The 17322-nt window shown below is 70.2% G+C and carries 14 protein-coding genes and 1 riboswitch; of the genes, 4 read left to right on the top strand and 10 right to left on the bottom strand.

The features are described from left to right. Window positions 1–67 precede the first annotated feature (67 nt). From ribH to ACFTQE_RS11460, 5 genes are all read right to left on the bottom strand, one after another. Entirely contained in the window at window positions 68–538 is a 471-nt protein-coding gene (gene ribH / locus ACFTQE_RS11480) for a 6,7-dimethyl-8-ribityllumazine synthase (protein WP_376925189.1), read from the bottom strand. Beyond that, window positions 535–1839, bottom strand: coding sequence for a GTP cyclohydrolase II (ribA, locus tag ACFTQE_RS11475; RefSeq protein WP_376925188.1), 1305 nt, complete (start codon window positions 1837–1839; stop codon window positions 535–537). Before ribA ends, ribH begins: the two co-directional genes overlap by 4 nt. Next, window positions 1836–2537 carry a riboflavin synthase gene (locus ACFTQE_RS11470; protein WP_376925187.1) on the bottom strand — a complete coding sequence of 234 codons (702 nt, stop codon included), beginning with the start codon at window positions 2535–2537 and terminating at the stop codon, window positions 1836–1838. Before ACFTQE_RS11470 ends, ribA begins: the two co-directional genes overlap by 4 nt. A 1-nt stretch (window position 2538) precedes the next feature. Continuing rightward, entirely contained in the window at window positions 2539–3579 is a 1041-nt protein-coding gene (gene ribD, locus ACFTQE_RS11465) for a bifunctional diaminohydroxyphosphoribosylaminopyrimidine deaminase/5-amino-6-(5-phosphoribosylamino)uracil reductase RibD (protein ID WP_376925186.1), read from the bottom strand. Between the two features lie 86 nt (window positions 3580–3665). Beyond that, window positions 3666–3808: riboswitch (FMN riboswitch) on the bottom strand. Between the two features lie 119 nt (window positions 3809–3927). Continuing rightward, window positions 3928–4929, bottom strand: coding sequence for a sugar-binding transcriptional regulator (locus ACFTQE_RS11460; RefSeq protein ID WP_376925185.1), 1002 nt, complete (start codon window positions 4927–4929; stop codon window positions 3928–3930). A 122-nt stretch (window positions 4930–5051) separates the two neighbouring features. On the opposite strand from ACFTQE_RS11460, the gene ACFTQE_RS11455 reads away from it, so the two are divergent. The 3 genes from ACFTQE_RS11455 (at window position 5052) to glpK (ending at window position 9277) form a co-directional block, all read left to right on the top strand. Next, on the top strand, window positions 5052–6800 hold the full coding sequence (locus tag ACFTQE_RS11455; RefSeq protein ID WP_376925184.1) for an FAD-dependent oxidoreductase: 1749 nt from the start codon (window positions 5052–5054) through the stop codon (window positions 6798–6800). Between the two features lie 181 nt (window positions 6801–6981). Further along, a complete protein-coding gene (locus ACFTQE_RS11450; RefSeq protein ID WP_376925213.1) occupies window positions 6982–7710 on the top strand; it encodes an MIP/aquaporin family protein in 729 nt (242 codons plus the stop codon). A gap of 52 nt (window positions 7711–7762) precedes the next feature. Further along, window positions 7763–9277 carry a glycerol kinase GlpK gene (gene glpK / locus ACFTQE_RS11445; RefSeq protein ID WP_376925183.1) on the top strand — a complete coding sequence of 505 codons (1515 nt, stop codon included), beginning with the start codon at window positions 7763–7765 and terminating at the stop codon, window positions 9275–9277. Window positions 9278–9467: 190 nt separating this feature from the next. Here the strand turns inward: glpK and ACFTQE_RS11440 are convergent, their stop codons facing one another. Genes ACFTQE_RS11440 through ACFTQE_RS11420 form a run of 5 tightly spaced genes read right to left on the bottom strand, consistent with a single transcriptional unit; the run spans window position 9468 to window position 13968 of the window. Next, window positions 9468–10220 (bottom strand): HAD family hydrolase, encoded by a 753-nt coding sequence (locus ACFTQE_RS11440; RefSeq protein WP_376925182.1) that lies wholly within the window; start codon window positions 10218–10220, stop codon window positions 9468–9470. Next, a complete protein-coding gene (locus ACFTQE_RS11435; protein ID WP_376925181.1) occupies window positions 10217–10792 on the bottom strand; it encodes a GNAT family N-acetyltransferase in 576 nt (191 codons plus the stop codon). The genes ACFTQE_RS11440 and ACFTQE_RS11435 overlap by 4 nt, the downstream gene beginning before the upstream one ends. Window positions 10793–10794: 2 nt before the next feature. After that, window positions 10795–11808: a tryptophan--tRNA ligase gene (trpS, locus tag ACFTQE_RS11430; RefSeq protein WP_376925180.1), complete on the bottom strand. Its 1014-nt coding sequence runs from the start codon at window positions 11806–11808 to the stop codon at window positions 10795–10797. Window positions 11809–11847: 39 nt separating this feature from the next. Next, entirely contained in the window at window positions 11848–12687 is an 840-nt protein-coding gene (locus tag ACFTQE_RS11425) for an exodeoxyribonuclease III (RefSeq protein ID WP_376925179.1), read from the bottom strand. 9 nt (window positions 12688–12696) lie between these two features. Further along, window positions 12697–13968 (bottom strand): YhjD/YihY/BrkB family envelope integrity protein, encoded by a 1272-nt coding sequence (locus tag ACFTQE_RS11420; RefSeq protein ID WP_376925178.1) that lies wholly within the window; start codon window positions 13966–13968, stop codon window positions 12697–12699. A gap of 227 nt (window positions 13969–14195) precedes the next feature. On the opposite strand from ACFTQE_RS11420, the gene ACFTQE_RS11415 reads away from it, so the two are divergent. Further along, window positions 14196–17279 carry a VWA domain-containing protein gene (locus ACFTQE_RS11415; protein WP_376925177.1) on the top strand — a complete coding sequence of 1028 codons (3084 nt, stop codon included), beginning with the start codon at window positions 14196–14198 and terminating at the stop codon, window positions 17277–17279. Window positions 17280–17322: the final 43 nt, after the last annotated feature.

Here is a 17322-nt window from a genome sequence, read left to right as displayed (position 1 = left end):
CGGCGTGCGCTGCGCCACACGACGTGGAGCAGCCGGCGCCGAAGTGGCGCGCAGCGATCGGCTGGGATCAGCGCGCGAGCTCGCGGAGTGCCCGCACCGTCGCGATGGCGGCCTCGGCCGCCTCGCGACCCTTGTCCTCCTTCGAGCCGGGCAGGCCGGCTCGGTCGAGCCCCTGCTGCTCGTCGTCGAGGGTGAGCAGGCCGAAGCCGACGGGCTTGCCGGTGTCGAGCGCGACTCGCGTGAGCCCGTCGGTCGCCGCCGCCGAGACGTACTCGAAGTGCGGGGTGCCGCCGCGGATGATCACGCCGAGCGCCACGACCGCATCGGCTCCGGCCTCGAGGGCGGCCTTCGCGACGACCGGCAGCTCGAAGCTGCCGGGCACGCGAACGAGCGAGAAGTCGGCGCCGGATGCCTCGAGCGTGCGCGTCGCCCCGGCGATCAGGCCGTTCGTGATCTCGTCGTGCCAGCTGCCGGCGACGATCGTCACCGTCAGGCCGCGGCCGTCGACGTCGAGTGCGGGGGATCCTGCTCCGCTCATGATGGGTGTCCTTCCAGGAGGGTCTCGGCTGCACCGTCGGTGAGCTGCTGGTCGTCGATCGTGTGGCCCATGCGCTGCCGCTTCGTGTCGAGGTAGCCGGTGTTGCCGGTGCCGACGCCGACGACGAGCGGCAGCCGCTCGCTCACGGTGATGCCGTGCGCCTCGAGCTGCCGCACCTTCTCGGGGTTGTTGGTCAGCAGCCGCACCCGGTCGACGCCGAGGTCGGTGAGGATCGCGGTCGCCGCGCTGTAGTCGCGTGCGTCGATCGGCAGCCCGAGTGCGAGGTTCGCGTCGAGCGTGTCGAGGCCGTCCTCCTGCAGCCGGTACGCCCGGAGCTTGTTGATGAGGCCGATGCCGCGCCCCTCGTGGCCGCGGAGGTAGATGACGACCCCGCCGTCCTGCTGGATGGTCTCGAGCGCGGCGTCGAGCTGCGGCCCGCACTCGCACTTGAGCGAGCCGAACGCCTCGCCCGTGAGGCACTCGGAGTGCACGCGCACGATCGCGCCGTCGACCGCCGTAGCGGGGTCGCCCGCGATGATCGCGACGTGGTCGGCGCCCGTGGCGCGGTCGCGATAGGCGCGCACGCGGAACTCGCCGTGCTCGGTCGGCAGTGCCGTCTCGACCTCGAAGTCGACCGACGAGCTCTCGGGCACCGCTGCCGCGGGGGGCGTCGCTGCGAGGTCGTGGCCGGCATGGTGCTGCTCGAGCCAGTCGATGAGCGCCGCGACCGTCGTGACGGGCAGTCCCTCGCGCTCGCCGAGCTCGATGAGCCCGGGCAGCCGCATCATCTCGCCGTCGTCGGCGATGATCTCGCCGATGACGCCGACGGGCGCGAGGCCCGCGAGTCGCATGAGGTCGACCGCCGCCTCGGTGTGACCTGCTCGCTCTCGAACGCCGCCGTCGACCGCGCGGAGCGGGATGACGTGGCCGGGCCGGATCAGCCGGTCGGGGGTCGACGTGCGATCGGCGAGCACGCGCAGCGTGTGGGCGCGATCGGACGCCGAGATGCCCGTCGACGTGCGGTCGGCCGCATCGACCGAGATCGTGTAGGCCGTGCCGCGTGCGTCTTCGCTGCGCTCGGTCATGAGCGGCAGTGCGAGGCGGTCGGCGAGCTCGTTGGGCATCGGTGCGCAGAGGTATCCGCTCGTGTTGCGCACCATCCAGGCGATCCACTCCTGCGTCGCGAACTCGGCCGCCATGATGGCGTCGCCCTCGTTCTCGCGGGCCTCGTCGTCGGCGACGATCACGGGCTTCCCTGCGCGGAGGGCCTCGAGCACCTCGGGCATCGTTGCGAGGCTCATGCCGCGCCTCCGTTCGTCGGCTGCGGTTCGGAGAACGGCGTCGCCTGGAACCCGATGACCGAGTTCGCGCGCGTCTCGGGCTCGCCCGCCCATCGCGGATCGAACCTGAGCATGCGGGCCACCTGTCGCGCGACGATGTCGGTCTCGATGTTCACCCGGTCGCCGATCGCGCGCTCGCCGAGCGTCGTCGCGGTGAGCGTCTCGGGGATGAGGGAGACCTCGAACCACGAGCCGCCGGGCTCGTCGCCGACGGCGCTGACCGTGAGCGAGACGCCGTCGACCGCGATCGAGCCCTTGTCGACGACGAGTGGCGCGTGCTCGGGGTCGAGCGAGAAGCGCACGACTCGCCAGGCCTCGCCCGGGCGGATCTCGAGCACCTCCGCGGTGCCGTCGATGTGGCCCTGCACGATGTGTCCGCCGAGGCGGTCGCCCACTCGCGCTGCACGTTCGAGGTTCACGGCGAGCCCCTCGCGCACGGCGTCGAGGGTCGACATCGCGAGGGTCTGGGCCATGACGTCGGCCGTGAAGCGCTCGGCGTCGAACTCGACGACGGTCAGGCACACGCCCGACACGGCGATCGAGTCGCCGTGCTGCACGCCTTCGACGGCGAGCGGGCCTCGCACCGTGAGTCGCGCGGCGTCGGCGGTGCGCTCGACGCGCTCGACCGTGCCGAGCTCCTCGATGATTCCGGTGAACATGTCAGTTCCCTTCCGTGGGCTTGGGTCTGGCGACGAGCAGCACGTCGTCGCCGAGCCGTTCGATGACGGCGAAGTCGAAGCGGAGCGCCGCGTCGATCGACGGGACGCCGAGCTCGCCGAGGGCGAGGCGCGGGCCGCCGAGGAGCGCGGGCGCGAGGTAGACCAGGAGTTCGTCGACGAGCCCGGCCGCGATGAAGGCGCTCGCGAGCGTCGGTCCGCCTTCGATGAAGAGCGAGCGGATGCCGCGGCGCGCAAGCTTGGCGAGGTCGGCGTGCAGGTCGGTGCCCTCGAAGAACAGGGGCGCGTGCGGGTGGCGGGTGATCGCGGCATCCGACGGCGTCGCCCGGCGCCCGAAGACGACCGGCACCGGCTGGGCGTCGAAGAACTCGCCGCCCGGTGCTCGTGCGGTGAGCGAGGGGTCGTCGGCGAACACCGTGCCGGTGCCGACGGCGATCGCGTCGGCGGCCGATCGGCGGCGGTGCACGTCGGCGCGCGCCTCGGCGCCGGTGATCCACTGGCTCGTGCCGTCGGCCGCGGCGGCGCGGCCGTCGAGGCTCGCCGCCCATTTCACGGTGACATGCGGGCGGTGGTTCCGGGCCGCGAAGAGCCAGTCGTCGAGCATCGCCTCGACCTCGTCGCCGAGCACGCCCGCGGTGACGTCCACCCCGGCCGCTCGCAGCGTCTCCGCGCCGCCGGAGGAGTGCTCGCCGGGGTCGCCGACGGCGTACACGACGCGGCCGATGCCGGCATCGACCAGGGCGACGGCGCACGGGCCGGTGTGCCCGGTGTGGTTGCAGGGTTCGAGGGTCACGACCGCGGTCGCGCCCCGAGCCGCGCCGGGTGCGAGTTTGGCGAGCGCGTCGACCTCGGCGTGCGCGGTGCCTGCGCCGCGGTGCCAGCCTTCGGCGACGATCTCGCCCGCGGGGGAGAGGATGACGCAGCCGACCCGCGGGTTCACGCCCCGCGCCGGGCCGCGAACGGCGAGTTCGAGCGCACGGCGCATCGCCGCGGCATCCGCTGCCTGCTGCTGTTCCGCACTCATCCGTGATCCTGTCTCAGGGCTCCGGGGTGCTGGGCGGCGCCGACGCTCGTCGACGACCTTCGCCGGCGGCGCGAACGCGCTGCCGACACGTGCCCCTCCCATCCGGACTTTCACCGTCGGTACCGGAATTCCACCGGTTCGACCACGGGTGCGGGGCCTCTCGACCTCGCGCTCGCAGTTCGCGGACTGTCACCGCCGGTTCGGACTTACACCGACCCCGGAGCACGTTTCTGTGTTCGATTCTAGGTCAACGCCTGAGGCGCCCGGCTATTCCCGGACTTCGGGCGACTCGACGAGCGCTCGCGCGGTGCCTTCGTCGACGATGAGGTCGGCGCGGATGCTGCCCGGCTATTCGTGCGGCGACTCGACGAGCGCTCGCGCGGTGCCCTCGTCGACGATGAGGTCGGTGATGAGTCCAGCGGCGAGGGCGCCGCGGAGGCTCGCGAGCTTGGCCCGGCCCGAGACCACGCAGATGCGGCGGGGTGCGCGCCGCAGCACGGCGAAATCGGGGCCCGTGGCGCGCTCGTTCAGAGAGATGCCGTCGGTCGAGCCGTCGGCCCGGTAGAACACCGTCGCGACGTCGCCGACGGCGCCCTCGCGGGAGAGGCCCTCGTAGTCGGCCCGCTCGAGGTAGCCGCCCTGGTAGACGTGGCTCGGCACCTCGGCGAAGGGGGAGCCGACGCCGAAGAGCGCGACGTCCATGCGCTCCTGCAGGTCGAGGAGGCGCCGCGTGCTGCGTTCGCGCCAGAACGCGCGTCGCGTCTCGGGGTCGTCGAAGAAGGCGGGCACGGGGAACTGCTGCACGCGGGCGCCGAACGCGTCGCCGAAGCGCCGCAGCAGCTCGCTCGCGTAGACGATGCCGGTCGTGCGGCCGTTGCCGGCGCCGTTGAGCTGCACGACCTCGGAGTTGTGGGTCGCCTTCGGCACGAGGTGCCGGCTCATCGCGCTCATCGTCGAACCCCACGCGATGCCGATCGTCTGGTTCGAGTCGACGAATCGTCCGAGAATTCGTGCAGCCGAGAGGGCGACGCGGTCGAGCCGGTCGACGTCGCTCGCGTGGTCGGGCACCGGGATGACGTGCGCGCCGACCGCGAAGCGCTCGAGGATCTCCTGCTCGATGCGGCTGGGCAGGTCGAGCGGGGAGTGGATCGAGATCTCGACGAGGCCGCTGGCCCTGGCATGGCTCAACAGGCGCGAGACCGAGGATCGCGAGGTGTGCAGCTCGTGCGCGATGGCATCCATCGTGAGGTCCTGCATGTAGTAGAGGTGGGCCGCGCGCAGCGCGTCGCGGGTCTTCCCGGGCACCGCCTCGGTGCCGTCCTCGACGGGAATCGTCGCCTGCTCATTCATCCTGGCCATCCTTGCACGTTTGTTCACCCGGCTTGCAAGTTCGTTCCGCCGTGTTCACGATGTATTCATCCACACCAGGCATGCTCATGCAAGCCGCCGTTCCACACCCCGAGAGGACAGCGATGTCTCCGCAGCAGACGATCCCCACCACGCCCCGCCCCGGTTCGGGCGGCGAGCGAGCGGATGTCGCGGCCATCCGAACCCGGCCGAAGGCCTCCGTGCTCGTGATCGGCGCCGGCATCAACGGCATCGCGACCTTCCGCGACCTCGCCCTGCAGGGGGTCGACGTCGTGCTGGTCGAACGCGGCGACTTCGTCTCCGGGGCGTCGGCAGCCTCGTCGCACATGATCCACGGCGGCATCCGCTACCTCGAGAACGGCGAGTTCCGCCTCGTGAAGGAGTCGGTGACCGAGCGCAACGCCCTCATCCGCATCGCGCCCCACTACGTGAAGCCGCTCGAGACGACGGTGCCGATCTTCTCGACCTTCTCCGGCATCCTGTCGGCGCCGCTGCGCTTCCTCACCCACAAGTCGGGCAAGCCCACCGAACGCGGCGCCGCCCTCATCAAGACCGGCCTCACGATCTACGACGCCTTCTCGCGCGACGGCGGCTCCGTGCCGCGCCACCGCTTCCACGGCCGCAAGCGCTCGCTCGCCGAGCTGCCGGCCCTGAACTCGGGCATCAAGTACACGGCGACCTACTACGACGCGAGCATGCACGACCCCGAGCGCCTCGCACTGGACGTGCTCTTCGACGGCCTCGCCGCGGGCGACGCCCGCGCAGCGAACTACCTCGAGGCCGTCGGCATGGGCGCAGCGGGCGTGCGCCTGCGCGACACCCTCACCGGCGCGGAGTTCGACGTCGCTGCCGACGTGGTCGTGAACACCTCCGGGCCGTGGACCGACCTCACGAACGAGGAGCTCGGTCGCCCGACCTCCTTCATGGGCGGCACCAAGGGCTCGCACATCGTGCTCGACAACGACGAGCTCCTCGCGGCCACCGGCGGCCGCGAGATCTTCTTCGAGCACGAGGACGGCCGCATCGTGCTGATCTACCCGTTGAAGGGCAAGGTCATGGTCGGCACGACCGACCTCGAACACGACATGCGCGAGCCCGCCGTGTGCACCGAGGCCGAGGTCGACTACTTCTTCGAACTCATCGCGCACGTTTTCCCAGCGGTGTCCGTCGACCGTTCGCAGATCGTCTACCGCTTCTCGGGCGTGCGCCCGCTGCCGCGTCACGACGACGAGGCGCCCGGCTTCGTCTCCCGCGACTACCGCATCGAGCGAGCGGATGTCCCGGAGCGCCCTGGCACCACGCTGCTGAGCCTCGTCGGCGGCAAGTGGACCACCTTCCGCGCCCTCGCCGAGCACCTCTCGGACGAGGTCCTGGCGCTCCTCGAGCGTGACCGCACCCGCTCCACGGCGGGCCTCGCGATCGGCGGCGGCGCCGGCTACCCGACGACCGACGACGCGCGTCGCGTCTGGACCGTCACCCACGGCGACGAGGTCGGCCGCCCCCGTGCCGAGGAGCTGCTCGAGCGCTACGGCACCCGCGCCGAGGCGTTCATCGCCTCGACCGAGGGTGAGCGCGACGAACCGCTCGCCCACCACACGGGGTACAGCCGCCGCGAGATCGCCTGGCTCGCCCGCACCGAGCGGGTCGTGCACCTCTCCGACATCGTGCTGCGCCGCACCAGCATCGCGTTCACCGGTGCGCTCACCGCGCCCCTCCTCGACGAACTGGCCGAGGTCGTCGGTGCGGAGCTGGGCTGGGACTTCGAGCGTCGCGCCGTCGAGATGGCGACCACGAGGGAGCTGCTCGCCGAGCGTCACGGCGTCGAGCTGGAGGCATCCGCCACCCTCGTCTGAGTCGCGCGCAATCTGCACGGATGTGCACCGGAATCCGCACGATTCGGGCTGGAACGCCCGATAGCTTCGACGGAGCCTCCCGGTCGACGGTCGACATGGCGGCGGGCACCACACCTCAAGAAAGAAGGTCAACGTGGACAATCTCGGAATCGTCTTCCTGTCCGAACTCGTCGGTACGGCGATGCTCGTGCTCCTCGGCTGCGGCGTCGTCGCGAACGTCATCCTCGCCAAGACGAAGGGCTTCGGCGGCGGCACGCTCATGATCAACTTCGGCTGGGGCCTCGCGGTCTTCGCCGGCGTCATCGTGTCGTACGCCTCGGGTGCGCACTTGAACCCGGCCGTCACGGTCGGCCTCGTCGCGAACGGCGCGACCGAGTTCGGCAACGCCGCAGCGGGCATCGAGGTGCCCGTCGGCGTCGTGTCGGTGCTGACGTACATCGGCGCCCAGATGATCGGTGCCTTCCTCGGCGCGGTCGCCTGCTGGCTCGCCTACAAGCAGCACTTCGACGCCGAGCCCGAGGCCGGCAACAAGCTCGGCGTCTTCTCGACCGGCCCCGCGATCCGCTCGTACGGCTGGAACCTCGTGACCGAATTCATCGCCACGTTCGTGCTCGTCTTCGTCGTGATCGGCTTCGGCGGTGGACGCCAGGGCGACGGCGGACTCGCGGCGCTCGGTGCGCTGCCCGTCGCGCTGCTCGTGATCGGCATCGGCGCCTCGCTCGGCGGCCCGACCGGCTACGCGATCAACCCGGCCCGCGACCTCGGCCCGCGCATCGCGCACGCCATCCTGCCGATCCACGGCAAGGGCGGCAGCGACTGGTCGTACTCGTGGGTGCCGGTCGTCGGACCGCTGCTCGGCGGCGTCGCGGCTGGCTGGGCGGCGATCCCGCTGCTCCCGCTGCTCGGCTGACCCTCACCACCACCTCACCCATTCGTTTCACTGACAGCAACGGAGTTCTCAGATGGCCGACTACATTCTCGCGATCGACCAGGGCACGACCTCGTCGCGCGCGATCATCTTCGACAAGGCCGGATCGATCATCTCGACCGGGCAGCTCGAGCACGAGCAGATCTTCCCGAAGGCCGGCTGGGTCGAGCACGACCCCGCCGAGATCTGGCGCAACACCGGCGAGGTGATCGGCCAGGCCCTCGGCAAGGTCAACCTGACCCGGCACGACATCGCCGCCGTGGGCATCACGAACCAGCGCGAGACCGCGGTGGTGTGGGACAAGACCACCGGTGAGCCGGTGTACAACGCGATCGTGTGGCAGGACACCCGCACGCAGTCGATCGTCGACCGGCTCGCGGCCGACGGCGGCGTGGAGCGGTTCAAGCAGCAGGTCGGCCTGCCGCTGGCGACCTACTTCTCGGGCACGAAGATCGTCTGGATCCTCGAGAACGTGCCCGGTGCGCGCGAGAAGGCCGAGGCCGGCGACCTGTTGTTCGGCACGACCGACACCTGGGTGCTGTGGAACCTCACGGGCGGCGTCGACGGCGGCGTGCACGCGACCGACGTCACGAACGCCTCGCGCACGATGTTCATGGACCTCGAGACCCTCGCCTGGGACGACGACATCCTCGCCGCGTTCGGCGTGCCGAAGTCGATGCTCCCCGAGATCAAGTCCTCCTCCGAGGTCTACGGCATCGCGAACGAGCACTCGCTGCTTCGCGGGACCCCCATCTCGGGCATCCTCGGCGACCAGCAGGCCGCGACCTTCGGCCAGGCGGCGTTCGAGACCGGCGAGGCGAAGAACACCTACGGCACGGGCAACTTCCTGATCTTCAACACGGGCGAGGAGATCGTCCATTCGAAGAACGGACTGCTCACGACCGTCGGCTTCAAGCTCGGCGACGAGCCCGTGCACTACGCGCTCGAGGGCTCGATCGCGGTCACCGGTTCACTCATCCAGTGGCTCCGCGACAACCTCGGCCTCATCTCCTCGGCCGCCGAGGTCGAAGAGCTCGCCAAGTCGGTGGAGGACAACGGCGGTGCGTACTTCGTGCCCGCGTTCTCGGGCCTGTTCGCACCGTACTGGCGTCCCGACGCCCGCGGCGCGCTCGTCGGCCTCACGCGCTACGTGAACAAGGGCCACATCGCCCGCGCGGCCCTCGAAGCCATCGCCTTCCAGACGCGCGACGTCATCGAGGCCGTGAACGCCGACGCCGGGGTGGATCTCACCGAGCTCCGCGTCGACGGCGGCGCCACCGCCAACGACACGCTGCTGCAGTTCCAGGCCGACATCCTCGGGGTGCCGGTGGTGCGTCCCGTCGTCGCGGAGACCACCGCGCTCGGCGCGGCCTACGCCGCCGGCCTCGCGGTCGGCTTCTGGTCGAGCCTCGACGAGCTGCGCGCCAACTGGCAGGAGGACAAGCGCTGGACTCCGTCGATGGACGAGGCCGAGCGTGCACGCCTCGACCGCAACTGGAAGAAGGCCGTCTCGAAGACCCTCGACTGGGTCGACGAAGACGTCGTCTGATCGTCGGCCGTGCGTCTGCGAGCTGGGAGCGCGCAGACACACGGTGACGTGATGACGGTTCGATCGACCGTGCCGAAGTACGGTTGACGAGCGGGGCCGGGCGCATGGGGGTGCGCCCGGCTCTTCTCATGTCCGCTGTTCAGGTCCCCGATCCCGCAGCATCGGGGCAGCCTCGACGAGGCGGCCGCGGTCAGTCGGCGAGGAGCGGCTCGAGCAGGGCCGGCAGCTGGGCGAGCGACGCGATCTCGAGCACCCCGGATGCCGCGGCGCTCGGCGTCTGCGCATCGCCGGTGCGATTCAGCCAGACGCCGATGAGTCCGGCCTCGGCGGCGCCGACGGCGTCGGTCTCGAGACGATCGCCGATGTACGCGGCCCGGCCGGCGGGCGCCTCCACGCCGAATCGCTCGAGCGCGATGCGGAAGATCTCGGCATCGGGCTTCGTCACGCCGACGTCGCCCGACGCGATGACGTGCTCGAATCGGTCGCCGATGCCGAGCCGCTCGAGCTTGGCGAGCTGGAAGTCGAGTTCGCCATTGGTGATGATGCCGAACCGGGCACCGGGAAGCGCCCGGGCGAGCGCATCGAGCGCCGGGAGCGCGTCGTCGTGCAGCGCCCACGATTCGCGGTAGCGCTCGAAGTAGCGATCGAACCAGGCGCCCGCCGCGAGGTCGTCGAGCTCGTCGCCGTGGGCGACGGCGAAGTCTCGTGCACGCGCCCTGCGCTGCCCCTCGAACGTCAGCCGGCCCGCGAGATAGGAGTGGTAGTGCTCCTCTTCGAGGTCGTGCCAGAGGTCGGATGCCGCGGCGCTCTCGCCCTCGTATGCCAACTCCTGCATGTGCAGCGCGATGCCGGCGCGCACCGCCGCACGGTGGGCCATGAGCGTGTCGTCGAGATCGAAGAGCACGACCGGTGCGGTGCTGAGCGAGCCCGCAGCGTCGCTCATGTCGCGTCCCCGAGGATCGACTCCCACGAGGTGAACGCGCCGGGATCGATCTCGGCGCGGCGCTCGGCGTGCCACGCGGCGAGCGGGCTCCCGTCGCGCCCGGGCACCGTCGCGATCTTCGGGGTCGTGCGCCGGAATCCTGCGGCACGCGCGACATGCGCCGAGGCGAGATTGCCCTCGTTCGCCCGCCAGAGCATCGGCCCGTCGCCGGCGATCGCGCTGCCGAACGCCCAGTCGCAGACGGCGTTCACGGCCTCGGCCATGAGGGCATCGCCGCGGTGCTCTGCGCCGAGCCAGTAGCCGATCTCGTGGTTCCGCCGGAGGCCGACGACGCCGAGCAGCGGTGCGCCGTCGGCGCGCCGGATGGCCCACGTCAGTTCGTCGCCGGACGCCCATGCCACCGGTACATACTCCGTGAGGAATGATCGTGCGTGCTCGACGGTGTACGGCCACGGTGTCGTGAGGTACTTGAGGAACAGGGGGTCGGCGCAGTAGTGCGCCACGAGCTCGGTGTCGGTCTCGACTGGGAGGTCGAGCACGAGCCGTTCGCTGCGGAGCACGACGGGCTGCATGGTCAGCGCGCGCGCCGGAGGAAGCCGACGCGGTCGTAGACCGTTGCGAGCGTGGCCTCGGCGACCTCGCTCGCCCGGTCGGCGTTGACGCCGAGCAGGCGGTCGAGTTCGGCCGGGTCGTCGAGCAGTTCGAGGGCCCGTGAGCGGATCGGTTCGAACACGCCGACGACCACCTCGGCGAGCGCCTTCTTGAAGTCGCCGTAGCCGCGACCCGCGAACTCCTGTTCGATGTCGACGACGGTGCGGCCCGAGAGCACGGAGAAGATCGTGAGCAGGTTCGAGACGCCCGGCTTGTGCTCGCGGTCGAAGCGCACCTCGCCGTCGGTGTCGGTCACGGCGCGCATGATCTTCTTCGCGGTGACCGCGGGCTCGTCGAGCAGCCACAGGATGCCGGCCGGGGTCTCACCGGACTTCGACATCTTCGACGTGGGGTTCTGCAGGTCGTAGATGCGAGCCGTCTCGCGCTGGATGACGGGCTCGGGCAGCACGAAGGTGTCGGCGCCGAACCGTGCATTGAACCTCGCGGCGAGGTCGCGGGTCAGCTCGACGTGCTGCTTCTGGTCGTCGCCGACGGGCACGACCTCGGTCTGGTACAGCAGGATGTCGGCGGCCATGAGCACGGGGTACGCGAAGAGTCCGACGCTCGTGGCGTCGGCGCCCTGCTTCTGCGACTTGTCCTTGAACTGCGTCATGCGTCCGGCCTCGCCGAAGCCCGTGATGGTGTTCAGCACCCACGCGAGCTCGGCGTGCGCCGGAACGTGCGACTGCACGTAGAGCGTCGAGTTCGAGGGGTCGATGCCGGCGGCGATGTACTGGGCGGCCGTGCGGCGGGTCTTCTCGCGAAGTTCGGCGGGGTCTTGGGCGACCGTGATGGCGTGCATGTCGACGACCGAGAAGAAGGCGTCGTGCGTGGACTGCAGCTCCTTCCACTGGAGGAGGGCGCCGATGTAGTTGCCGGCGTGGAGCGAGTCGGCGGAGGGCTGCATGCCCGAATAGAGGCGGGGCTTCTGCGTCATGGGGAGTTCCTTCGAAGTGTGCGGCCGCGGTGCGGCGGGTCAGATGGCGTAGTCGACGACCACGGGAGCGTGGTCGGACCATCGCGTGTCCCACGAGTCGGCCCGATCGATCACGTACGAGACGGCGCTCTCGGCGAGTGCGGGAGTCGCGAGCTGGTAGTCGATGCGCCAGCCGGTGTCGGTGTCGAAGGCCTTGCCGCGCTGCGACCACCACGTGTACGGGCCGTCGACCTCGCCGGCGAAGCGGCGGCCGAGGTCGATCCAGCCGAGACCGGCGCCCGCGTTGTAGTCGTCGTCGCCCTCGGCGCCGACGAAGCGGTCGAAGTAGGCGCGTTCTTCGGGCAGGAAGCCGGCGCGCTTCACGTTGCCCTTCCAGTTCTTGATGTCGAGGGTGCGGTGGCCGACGTTGAGGTCGCCGACGATCACCGCGAGCTCCGAATGCTCGGCGAGCCGCGGCATCCGCTCGACCATCGCGTCGAGGAACTTGTACTTCTCGACCTGCTTCGGGGTGTCGACCACGCCGGAGTGCACGTACGCCGACACGACGGTGACGATGCGGTCGCCGACCTCGTAGTCGGCCTCCAGCCAGCGGCCCGCGCTGTCGAAATCGGTCGCGCCGAGCTCGACCCGGTGGATGCTCGCACGGTTGCGGCTCGCGATCGCGACCCCCGCGCGGCCCTTGGCGGTCGCCGGGTCGTGCAGGATGTCCCACTCGTCGCCGAGGAGTCCCTGCAGGTCTTCGGTGGAGGCGCGCACCTCTTGCATCGCGAGGATGTCGACGTCTCGCCCGGCGAGCCATTCGCCCATGCCCTTGCGGAATGCTGCGCGCACTCCGTTGACGTTGACGCTGGCCAGACGGAGGGGCTTCGCTGAGGGCATGGATCGATCCTACGGGAGGCCCCCGACCTCGCTTCGCCGCTCGGCGGGAGGCGCCGACGCCTCGAGATCCGCGAGCTGCTGCTCCGCCTTCTCGAGTCGGCGCCGAGCCGGGATCCGCTCGAACCATCTGGCCGCCTCGAGCGCCGTGCGCGCCTCGCGGACCCGGACCTGCGCCGCCGTCACGAGCGCGCGCTGCTCGAGCTCGAGCTGTTCGGCCGCGAGCTGCTCGGGCGTGACCATGCGCAGCGATTCGTGCGCGTCGGATGCCTCGACGGCGATCCAGCTCGCGGCGACCAGGATCACGATGCTCGTGAGCCGGAACCACAGCAGCAGGGCGATGAACACGGTGAAGGTCGCGAGCAACGGGTTCGTGCCGGAGCGCGAGAGCAGGGCGCCGCCGACGATCTGGAGTACCGAGAGCGCGGCGGAGCCGAGCAGCGAGCCGACCCACATGCGATGCCAGGGCATCGCGGCACCCGACAGGAAGCGGAACATCACGGCGAGCGCGAATGTGTCGATCGCGAAGACCACGATCAGCGAGCCGCCCTGCACGAGGAATCCGTACCAGCCAGAGTCGTCCGAGAGTCCGAGCAGTTGCGACAGCCAGCCGAGGAACGAGGTGGTCGCGACGGAGACGACCGTGGCGAGGAGCAGGATCGCGCCGAAGCCGAACCCGGCGAGGAAGTCGCGCGCCTTGAGGAAGACGTAGGCGCGGCGGTCCTTCGGAAGTCCGAAGATGCTGCGCACCGCCATGCGGGAGTACGTGATCCACCCGATCGCGGTCCAGATGAAGCCGGCCAGGGCGACGGCGCCGGTCCAGCCGAAGAGGCTCGTGCTGGAGGCGGCGATCTGCGTGAGCTCTTCCGTCGGGATGACGCCGTTGTCGCCGATCAGGCCCGGGGCGTAGGTGTTGAGCAGCGCGATGAAGGCGTTCAGGGTCTCATCGTTGCTCGTGAGCCAGATGCCGAAGACCGCGAAGGCGACGTAGACGGCGGCGAAGATCGCGAAGAGCGCCTGGTAGCTCATGCCCGACGAGAGGATGAAGCCGTTGCGGTCGAGGAAGTGCCGCCAGACGCGCACCGGGAACAGGGCGAGCGTCTTCTGCGTCAGCGTGCTGACCTTGCTGATCGGTTCTTCGAACCGGTCGCGGATCGGCTGGCTCATCGCGTCGAACCGCTCCTTCGCCGAGGGGGAGTGGTCGTCGAGGCCCAGCGGATCCCGACCGGCGCGTTCGTCGAACGTCTCCCCGTGGTGGGGGGCTCCCGACCCGCGCTCGCTCACGCTCCAACCCTAGCGAGGGCGGGGCTGCCGGCCGGTCGGAGCCTCACCCGGACGACGCACCCCGACGGGCAGATCGCTCCATCGACTCCGATTTCGTACCCCGCGAACTGGGGGACACCAAGAGATGAGAAATCCTTGAATTCTGCGGAAATGTGCGAGGAGACTGGTGCCGCTGACCCGAGAATTCGCCCGAGCCGGCCTCTCAGCACCCGAACGTGGAGTTCGTCATGCATCGCAGACTGCGCACTCGATCCGCCGCCCGTTCCGATGAATCCGCACCCCCGCCACCCTCGCCGATCCGAGCGCTGCTCGCCGCGGTCACGGTCGGTGCGCTGATCCTGTTCGGCGGCCCGACGCTCGCCGCCGCCGACGAGCTGGCGACCCCGCCCGCAGCGTCGGACGAGGCGACCCAGGCGGAGGAGCCGGCCGCGACGGAGGCGCCGGTGCCGCCCGCCGAGGAGGCTCCTCCCGCAGAAGCGGTCGAGCCGCCGGCCGAGGAGGCAGCACCGCCCGCCGAGGAGCCGGCGCCTCCGGCCGAGGAGGTCGAGCCTCCCGCCGAAGAGGCAGCGCCCCCGGCCGAGGAAGCGGTGCCTCCGGCCGGCGATGCCGCAGAGCAGCAGATCGCCGCGCCCGCGCCCGTCGACTGCATGGCGATCCCGATCGGCAACGACGACCGCAGCGCGCGCGACGCATGCCTGGCCGAACAGCAGGCCGGGCTCCGCAGCCTGATGTCGACCAGCGGCGACGATCCCTATGATCCCTCCGATCCGAACCCCGATCTTCCGGATGTCTGCGGGCTCGACTTCGCGCTCATCCTCGACAAGTCCGGTTCCATCGGCGACACGGGTATGGAGAACCTGAAGGATGCCGCGGACGCGTTCACCGACGCGCTGAAGGACACCGGCTCGCAGGTCTCGGTGACCTCGTTCGACCAGGACGCGGCGCTCCTGCAGTCGGCGATCGACCTCACGAGTGCCAACCTCGGGGCGATCCAAGGCTCATACAGCGGCCTCGCCTCCGACGGCTGGACGAACTGGAAGCGTGGACTCGAGGTCGGCCTCGGCTCGTTCGGCGGCTTCAGCGACTCGCCCGTCGAACTCACCATCGTGATCACCGACGGCAACCCGAACACGGTCGACCCCGCCAACGGTGGAGAGTTCTCCGACGGATCGCCTGAGGCCGTGAACCCGGCGATCGCGCAGGCCAATTCGATCAAGGGCGACCCCTCGCACGTCTTCGTGGTGGCGGTCGGCCCGAACGTCTCGCTCGGACCGATCGAGGCGATCTCGGGCGGCACCGAGTTCGACGGCTCGAACATCTCGACTGCCGACTACATGACGACCGACGACTACGCGAGCCTCGCCGATGACCTGCAGCTCGTCGCGAAGGCGCTCTGCGGCGGAAACGTCATCATCCACAAGCAGGTCGGCGCGGCATTCCCCGGTGTCGCCGGAGGGGCCGGCTGGGAGTACTCGACGGCGACGTCGAATGTCGATCCGACCTCCGACGCCACAGACGCGACCAGCCAGACCGATCCCTACGAGGTGACGGGCTTCGCGGCAGGGCCGAACCCGCCTGCTCGAGATGTCGTCTTCACCGAAACGGCGAGCGGCGGCAGCATGCTCATGGGGGCCCGTTGCGGCACGAGTGCCGACTTCGGCGGCGCGGTCGACGTCCCCTTCGACACGAATGCGCGCACCTTCACGGCGACCGTCGCGAAGGAGAGCACCACGCACTGCTGGGTGCTCAACACGTTGGCGCCGGTCGACCTCGGCATCGTGAAGGACTACGAGCTTCCCGAAGGCGTCGAGGCGATCGACAACACCGACCCAGAGGCATCCGAGTTCTGGTTCACCCTGACGGTGACCAACCACGGGCCGGACGTTCCCGGCGCCATGGTGACCGATCTCCTGCCCGACACGCTCGAGGTGATCAGCGGAATCACGATCACCCCTCCGGGTCTGTGGACGGCCGGCTTCGTCGGCAACCAGTTCACGGCTGAGCACTCCGGCGTCTACGCCGCCGGATCCGTCACGGAGTTCCGGTTCCAGGTGCGCTTCCTCGGCGAGCCGATCGGACCGTTGCCCGAGAACCCCGAGGTGCCGCCCGAGCCGGTGCCGGCCGAGCCGGTCGTGAACGAGGCGTGCGTCTCGATCGTCGAGCCCGTCGGCGTCGCGCTCACGACGACCGACCAGCCGTCGTCGCCGATCAGCGACGAGAACCCCGGCAACGACTGCGACGACACCACGGTGCCCACGAAGGCCATGCAGGCGAACGCGTACGTCCAGTGCATCAACGATGTGCCGTGGCTGTACCACAACGTCATGACGGCCGGACCGGTGACTCCCTCGGACATCACCGTCACCTGGACGCCCGACCCGGCGTTCTACCCCGACGCCGTGCCGATCGTGCAGACGATCCCGTGGGCCGAGCGCAACGGCCGGCTGCTGTGGCCGTACGGCGAGGTCAACGCCGAGGGGATCTCGATCGGCTGGCCCGGATGGCGCCTCGCCGAGCCGGGAGACGTCGTCGGCCAGGGCACGATCGTGGACTCGTGGGAGAACATGGTGAAGGACTCGTCGCTTCCGAGCTACGCGTTCGCCGACCAGCTGCACCCGATGACGATCACCTTCGAGATCAACCCGAGTCAGTCGGTGCTCGCGGTCTACCCGCAGGCGACACCCGCCTGCGCAGTGACCCGCGAGGCGGGGCCGCTGATCGAGAAGACCTCGAGCGTCACCTCGGTGATGCCCGGCGGAACGTTCGACTACACGCTGTCGATCACGAACCCGGGCCTCGGCGCGACGAGGGCGATGGAGCTCTTCGACGAGATCCCGGGCCACCTCAAGGTGAACTCGATCACGACGCCGCCCGCTCCGGCGTTCCCGCGCTGGGACGACTGCGAGGTGACGGGCAAGGACGCCGGCGGCTACGGCGGCACCCTGCACTGCGTCCTGAACGGTCAGATCGGCGGCACGCGGCCGGATGCGCCCGACGTGGTGCTCTCGGTCACGCTGAGTCCGACGTCGACCTGGTCGAGCATCGTCAACACCGGTGAGATCTGCTGGAACGACCTGCCCGACGACCAGACCGCCCCGGCGGCCGAGGGAGCGTTCCTGCTAGACCCGGCCGAGCCGATCCTGTGCGACGACTCGACCGTCACCGTGCATGTTCCGCAACCCGGCGCCGCCATCGCGAGCACCGGATTCGCCGGCGCACCGTTCGTCTGGATCGCGGCGGGCATGCTGCTCGTCGGCGGCGTCGCGGTCGCGTTCGTCGTGATCAGGAGGCGCCGCACCGGGGGAGTGTAGGCGCGGGCGACCAGCCACGCGGATGCCGCGGCTCACGTGAGCC

It is taken from the genome of Agromyces sp. NPDC056965 (assembly GCF_042673425.1).
Classification (GTDB): Bacteria; Actinomycetota; Actinomycetes; order Actinomycetales; family Microbacteriaceae; genus Agromyces.
The sequence above is the reverse complement of the archived record's forward strand: the minus strand, read 5'-3'. Positions and strand labels throughout refer to the sequence as shown.